Source organism: Lujinxingia vulgaris (genome assembly GCF_007997015.1).
Classification (GTDB): Bacteria; Myxococcota_A; Bradymonadia; order Bradymonadales; family Bradymonadaceae; genus Lujinxingia; species Lujinxingia vulgaris.
The window spans coordinates 1-561 of the sequence record NZ_VOSM01000084.1; the positions used below are offsets into that span (position 1 = coordinate 1).

The following is a 561-nucleotide window of genomic DNA, read 5'->3' on the forward strand; positions in this document are numbered from 1 at the left end:
CCAGTTATCAGCAACTTGAGCGTTTTTTGAGTGACGAGCTTGCTCCGCGGGCGACACCTCAGGACGCTTTTGGACGCGAGCTTTACGCGTTGCAGTCTCAACGCTTCCTCGGTGCCACGGTCGACCTCGATGAAACCTATGAGTGGGGGATTGAGGAACTGGCGCGCATGACTGCTGAGCAAAAGCAGATCGCGCACGAGATCAAGCCGGGAGCATCCATCGCCGAAGCAATCGAGCTTCTTGACTCTGACCCTTCGCGAACGCTGCACGGCACCGATGCCCTGCAGAGGTGGATGCAGCAGCTCAGCGATGACGCCATCGAAGCGTTGGCAGGCACCCACTTTGATATCGCAGAGCCCATGCGCGCGTTGGAGTGCATGATTGCGCCGACTCACGACGGAATCATCTATTACACGGGGCCGAGCGATGACTTTTCGAGGCCGGGTCGCATGTGGTGGTCTGTGCCGGAATCGGTCACTGAGTTCACCACGTGGCGCGAGGCGACAACCGTCTATCACGAGGGCGTTCCCGGGCATCACCTCCAGATCGCCCAAGCCGTCT

At 59.5% G+C, this 561-nt stretch carries 1 protein-coding gene; it reads left to right on the forward strand.

The window, feature by feature from the left end; genetic code table 11:
* Nucleotides 1-561: DUF885 family protein (locus FRC98_RS21010; protein ID WP_146983517.1), on the forward strand; the 561-nt coding region annotated here is incomplete at both ends.